This window comes from Leptolyngbya sp. CCY15150 (genome assembly GCF_016888135.1).
Classification (GTDB): Bacteria; Cyanobacteriota; Cyanobacteriia; order RECH01; family RECH01; genus RECH01.
Genome location: NZ_JACSWB010000098.1, coordinates 1 through 5,185, shown reverse-complemented (window position 1 = coordinate 5,185; position 5,185 = coordinate 1). Strand labels below are relative to the sequence as shown.

The following is a 5,185-nucleotide window of genomic DNA, read 5'->3' as shown; positions in this document are numbered from 1 at the left end:
CTGTTCACCATCAGCGAGTATCACGCCACCTACGGGGCGCTATCAGGGCTGGTTGCAGTACCCGTGTTTCTGGCGATCGCCTACGGAGTGTTCAAGCGTAAGACCCCAGCCCGTTTTCCAGAGACACCGTAAGTTCGTGGGTGATCTCGCCAGCTTGTTAATGGCTGGGGCGATGGGTCTGGCGCATGGGGATTGAAGGTCTCCCAAAAACCCTGATTGTTTCGGTCACAGGTGACCCGGCCACCCCGCACTCGGGCGGCATCAGCTTCGCCGAGACGCTCGGCGGCACCTTGCTCACCGTCGAGGGCGGGCACGGTGTGGCTCTCACCGACGACAACGTCTGTGTTAACGACATCGTCGCTAGACTACCTGATCGACCTTGAACTCCCAGCAGAGGGCGATCGCTGCGTCCTCTAGCCCCCCATCACCAAAACAAGGATTTAGACACCCTTACTTACACCATCGACAGCGCTGCTCTACGCGGCAGTGCTCACTCTTAAGCATCACTACATCCATCACCAAAAATAGGAGCTAAAACTATGTCACGCAAAGCGATCGCCACAAAGCGCCTTATTCACCCGAATCATGAAGCAAGACACATCCGCTTGCTTCGCAAACCCTTCCAGATCATTCGCGCCAATTTTCGCGCCTACCTCATCATCAACGCCATTGTGTATGGCTTAGTCATCACCGGGGTGGTAGCGGCGATGGTCTTCCCCAACCTGGGCGCAGCTCAGGTGGCCACCATGGAAGACAACGGAACAGCGGATCTTGTCCGATCGCTATTCAATAATCCGTGGCTGTTCTCACTGACCATCCTGGGAGTCAACGTCATGACTGGCGCGCTGTGGATTGTGATCCCCTCGCTGATCGTTCCCTTCACTGGCATCGCCCTATTTGCGTATAAGGCATTCACATTAGGTTTAGCCATGGCCCCGTCTACCGAGATTATGGCAGTGGCACTGATCCCGCACTCGCTGACGGTACTCATCGAACTCCAAGCTTACGCCCTCTTGATGTTGGGCGCATACATCCTTGGTCGGTCTTGGGTTCGCCCCGCCATCATCGGTGCTCAAAACCATCGTCAGGGTTACGTTCGTGGGCTAAAAAACCTCGGTTGGCTGAGCCTGTCCACGCTCCCACTATTCATCATCGGCGCGATCTGGGAGGCGTTCTCGCTCCGCTACCTGGTTCCTCTGCTGACCCAATGGTTGCTGTAGCGCTAAACAGACCAAATCATGATGGTTTCTTGAATCAATTGTCAATTCTGCAATTTTAGATGGTGAATCAAATGATTAAGTACAAAGATTTCGCGCCTCGAATTACTGAGCGAGGACCCTTCGGCGGCCCTTCCGAGTATGAATCTTTCTCTGAGGTGGTGAGTGCTGTCAATCAGTGGATCGAAAGCACAACGATACAGGTAATCAATGTTGAAACGGTTGTTTTACCCGATCGCCTCGAAGGCACCAGTGATGATGTCTACGGAGTGACGACTAGTAATGCTTTCCACCCAGTGATGATCAGTCAGGGTCTTCCAATCAAGTGCTTTCAATGTGTGCGTGTTTGGTACAAAGAATAAGCTTCACCGGAGAAGAAATCATGAAACGATCTACCTTGTTTACTTTCCTGTATCTGGCGCTGGGAGTTTGTCTGACAGCGATCGCGTTTGGATACCCAAACCTGCCTTCGGGTCTTCAAACTAGCCTGTTGATCAGTGCAGGAGTGTCTTACATCGCTTGTATTTTCAATCCATCTTGGCGGGAGAGGACAATCCGCTTCTATCGCAGCCGCAATTCATCGGTCATCCTATCCTCGTTGGTGATTGGATTCACTATTATTGGGATGATTTGGGAGATTCTGAGTCAGAACTGGGCGATGGAAGCTTTTTTAGGAGCGTTTTCGCGGCTAATCATTGTTTTAGGGTTTGCTGAAAACATTGTGATTATAAGGCAAGTGAATTCTGAACATTAGGGTCTAAATCGGATGATGCCGAGCACTATGCCTGTACAAAACGTTAATTCGAGTCCTTGAGTCCTCGCTTTTTTAGTCAAAGCTTACTAGAACACACTCATCAGGAGGTTGCCAATGAACCGGAAGATTTTAGTAACGGGCGCAACTGGGAGTAACGGTACAGAGATTGTCAAACGACTCGCAGCGCAGAACGTGCAAGTCCGCGCCATGGTTCGTAACCATGATCGAGCAAAGGAAATTGCACTCCCGAATGTTGACGTGGTGGAGGGGAACTTTGATCGCCCTGAGACGCTGTTGAAAGCGCTGACTGAAGTAGATCGCGCCTTTCTCTTAACGAACTCTACGGAACGCGCAGAAGCCCAGCAACTCGCGTTTGTTGAAGCGGCTCGTCAGAGTGGTGTCAAGCATATCGTCAAACTATCGCAATTTGCAGCCGATGCCCATTCGCCCGTGCGCTTTTTGCGTTACCATGCCGCAGTCGAAGCGGCAATTCAAGCATCAGGAATGACGTACACATTTCTGCGTCCCAACCTCTTTATGCAGGGCTTATTAAGCTTTAAATCGACAATCACGAGCCAAAACGCCTTTTATGCAGCGATCGGTGATGCAAAGGTCAGCGTGGTAGACGTGCGCGATATTGCAGACGTTGCAGTAGTTGCTCTAACAGAAACAGGGCATGAGGGAAAGATTTATAACCTCACCGGACCACAGGCCTTGACTCATGCTGAGATGGCAGAACAACTCTCGGCTGCGCTCAATCGTCAGATTGCATTCGTCGATATTCCATCTGAAGCAATGCGCGATCAACTGCTCAACATTGGAATGCCAGCTTGGCAAGCAGATGGGCTGATTGAGGATTACGCGCACTACCGACGCAATGAGGCAGCAGCGGTTTCGTCTGGTATACAGGACGCAATTGGTAAAGAGCTGCGTAGTTTTAAGACATTCGCCCGTGACTACGCAACAATGTTTGGCTAGACGCAGCCCAATCAGCCTGCTGCACCGAAACAAACCTGAGTTGTTGTTGAAAAATAATGAATTGCATTACACGCAAGCGGTACAAATTGGCGATCGCGTGGAGGCATCAGGACAAGGTGGTTGGGATGACAACCTGCAAATTTCTGAATCGCTCGATTCAGGGTTCTGTTCATAAGAACCGTTCTCACACGGGCTAGGCCAAATAGTACAGATATGGAGTTGAAGTGCAACTCTGGGGTGAGCATTATGGTGCAGCATGAAAGGCAAGATGAAACACGACAGTTGGCGATCGCGCCTCGCCTGTGGCTCTGGTGGACATTGGCTACTACAATTGCGGGGGCGATCGTTGGAGCACTGGAAGCGTCAGGATTTCAGTTTATAGCAACCATAGTTTTTACAGGTTTGTTGATTGGCGCAGCCCAATGGCTTGTTTTGCGCCAGTACATTCCTAAAGCCTTTTGGTGGATAGTGGTTAGCACCCTGGGATGGACTTTTGGGCTATTGCTAGTGTTTCCTAACGAAACCCTTTTTGATCCGCTTATCCAATTCCTAAGTACGCTGGGCGCATGGCCAGTTTTTTGGTCGAATCTGGTCACACAGCCGATTATACTAGCTATTCTTGGCGCGGCTCAATTTCCGATTTTGAGACGACTTGTCCGTAAAGCACATTGGTGGATTTTGGTCAGCGCTTTAGGAGGTGCACTAGAAGGAGCAAGCGGCTCAACTGTCTCATACATTTTACAGCCAGGGCTACTGCCAGCACCATTCCCCACAGCATTGATCTATGGATCAGGTTGGCTAAGCTACGGCATCGTTACTGGAATTTACCTGCAATGGCTGCTGCGTCATCACCCTCGATAGGGCAATATAGTGGCGTCGTTCTGCCCATCGTCGCCCCTTGTCTTGTTCCACATTGAAATGCAGTAGCTGCCCTTATTGATGACGGACTACTTAGCGAAAGGTTTTCAATCAATAAGAAGCGTATACGTGTTTAACGCCACAAGTAGAAAGAGTGAGATATCAATTATGTTCAAGCTATCCTCTAAAGTCTCTGTCTTATTAGTTACGATGACCGCGTTGGTGCTGGTTTATTTACAGTCTTTTTGGGCAAAACCTGCCCTATCTGAAATCTCTGTAGCCTCTCTAAATCAGTCAATGCTTATCGCAACTGCTGCTCTTCCCCCTGAACTTGTTCAGGCTGTTTTAGGAGGCAGACCTGTTTATGTCCTGAATGTAACCAGAATCGAAGACACCGTTCTAATTCGCTGTTATCCCGGCTATGAACCCACGATCACCGTTCGAGCCATGGGGAGCAATCCCAATGCCAGTGGCCCGAAAGAAGGCGTCATGACGTGTCGTTCTTCTGATTAGAGGTAACTTATATACCTCTAATATCAATCGATCTACACAACCAGGAGAAAAGCATTATGCTGCAACCAAAAAATGCGATCGCTGCATTCTCTAGTCAGCCACCTCGACGCTAAACCTAAGGATCTAGAACCCCCCATCGACAATCGTACTGAACGGAGAAATATCATGAATAAGCCTGAATTTTTTGTTACCCCCGGCTATGGGGAATACATGCTGAATGAATTGCATTACTCGCAAGCGCTAAAAATTGGCGATCGCGTGGAGACATCAGGACAAGGTGGTTGGGATGACAACCTGCAAATTTCTGAATCGCTCGATTCATAGTTCTGTTCATAAGAACCGCTCTCACACGGGTTAGGGCGAATAGTACAGATATAGAGGGCTTTGTTGCATGATTAGTGGGTCAAGGGCGAAAATAATCCATATAGAATGCCAGGTTCAGCAATCGTTGGTATGTCTCCGTAACACCCTCTAAACCCCAATGCCGAGTTCGCAATTGGTCGGAATACGATGCCACCCTCAAACGGCCTGCTTGGGGTAGGGGCGACAGGAGCAGTGGCGGTTCACAGTCTTGCTCTGATTCTAAGATCGTGATGGATTGGAGGTAAAGGTGAAGATAATGGGTGCGATCGCCCTGAAAAGTACGGTCACCGTTGCCTGTGATGCAAGCATATCGCTCAATGAGGGACTGGACTCCTTGAAATGCTCTGAACTGGTTGCTGAACCATCTATTTTTCCGAGGATTGCACTGCCTTTCGCTTGCCCCAAGGTTTAAGGGTGGACACGATAATGACTGTCAGGAGTGCCAGAGTTTGCAATGCACCAACGAGAGTCACGGTGGTTTGTAGCGTGAGATAGTCAGGAC

General features: G+C 49.7%; 9 protein-coding genes. All 9 read left to right on the top strand.

Annotation, left to right across the window (positions count from 1 at the left end; translation table 11 throughout):
* Positions 1–185: 185 nt before the first annotated feature.
* Complete coding sequence (locus tag JUJ53_RS00900) at positions 186–383, top strand: alpha/beta hydrolase (protein WP_204150100.1); 198 nt, start codon at positions 186–188, stop codon at positions 381–383.
* A gap of 156 nt (positions 384–539) precedes the next feature.
* On the top strand, positions 540–1,220 hold the full coding sequence (locus tag JUJ53_RS00895) for a stage II sporulation protein M (RefSeq protein WP_204150099.1): 681 nt from the start codon (positions 540–542) through the stop codon (positions 1,218–1,220).
* A gap of 71 nt (positions 1,221–1,291) precedes the next feature.
* Entirely contained in the window at positions 1,292–1,579 is a 288-nt protein-coding gene (locus JUJ53_RS00890; RefSeq protein ID WP_204150102.1) for a hypothetical protein, read from the top strand.
* Positions 1,580–1,599: 20 nt separating this feature from the next.
* Positions 1,600–1,971 (top strand): hypothetical protein, encoded by a 372-nt coding sequence (locus JUJ53_RS00885; RefSeq protein ID WP_204150098.1) that lies wholly within the window; start codon positions 1,600–1,602, stop codon positions 1,969–1,971.
* A gap of 114 nt (positions 1,972–2,085) precedes the next feature.
* Positions 2,086–2,949 (top strand): SDR family oxidoreductase, encoded by an 864-nt coding sequence (locus JUJ53_RS00880; RefSeq protein ID WP_204150097.1) that lies wholly within the window; start codon positions 2,086–2,088, stop codon positions 2,947–2,949.
* On the top strand, positions 2,924–3,124 hold the full coding sequence (locus JUJ53_RS00875; RefSeq protein ID WP_204150104.1) for a hypothetical protein: 201 nt from the start codon (positions 2,924–2,926) through the stop codon (positions 3,122–3,124). The genes JUJ53_RS00880 and JUJ53_RS00875 overlap by 26 nt, the downstream gene beginning before the upstream one ends.
* 71 nt (positions 3,125–3,195) lie before the next feature.
* Positions 3,196–3,810, top strand: a complete 615-nt coding sequence (locus tag JUJ53_RS00870; protein WP_204150096.1) for a hypothetical protein — start codon at positions 3,196–3,198, stop codon at positions 3,808–3,810.
* A gap of 78 nt (positions 3,811–3,888) precedes the next feature.
* Entirely contained in the window at positions 3,889–4,320 is a 432-nt protein-coding gene (locus tag JUJ53_RS00865) for a hypothetical protein (protein WP_239124680.1), read from the top strand.
* 165 nt (positions 4,321–4,485) lie between these two features.
* Complete coding sequence (locus JUJ53_RS00860) at positions 4,486–4,644, top strand: hypothetical protein (protein ID WP_204150103.1); 159 nt, start codon at positions 4,486–4,488, stop codon at positions 4,642–4,644.
* The last annotated feature ends 541 nt before the right edge of the window (positions 4,645–5,185 follow it).

Excerpts from the sequence above, each read along its gene's own strand:
- JUJ53_RS00880 (WP_204150097.1), top strand. The coding sequence starts at position 2,086 with ATGAACCGGAAGATTTTAGTAACGGGCGCAACTGGGAGTAACGGTACA.
- JUJ53_RS00865 (WP_239124680.1), top strand. The coding sequence starts at position 3,889 with ATGACGGACTACTTAGCGAAAGGTTTTCAATCAATAAGAAGCGTATAC.
- JUJ53_RS00890 (WP_204150102.1), top strand. The coding sequence starts at position 1,292 with ATGATTAAGTACAAAGATTTCGCGCCTCGAATTACTGAGCGAGGACCC.
- JUJ53_RS00860 (WP_204150103.1), top strand. The coding sequence starts at position 4,486 with ATGAATAAGCCTGAATTTTTTGTTACCCCCGGCTATGGGGAATACATG.
- JUJ53_RS00870 (WP_204150096.1), top strand. The coding sequence starts at position 3,196 with ATGGTGCAGCATGAAAGGCAAGATGAAACACGACAGTTGGCGATCGCG.
- JUJ53_RS00900 (WP_204150100.1), top strand. The coding sequence starts at position 186 with ATGGGGATTGAAGGTCTCCCAAAAACCCTGATTGTTTCGGTCACAGGT.
- JUJ53_RS00895 (WP_204150099.1), top strand. The coding sequence starts at position 540 with ATGTCACGCAAAGCGATCGCCACAAAGCGCCTTATTCACCCGAATCAT.
- JUJ53_RS00885 (WP_204150098.1), top strand. The coding sequence starts at position 1,600 with ATGAAACGATCTACCTTGTTTACTTTCCTGTATCTGGCGCTGGGAGTT.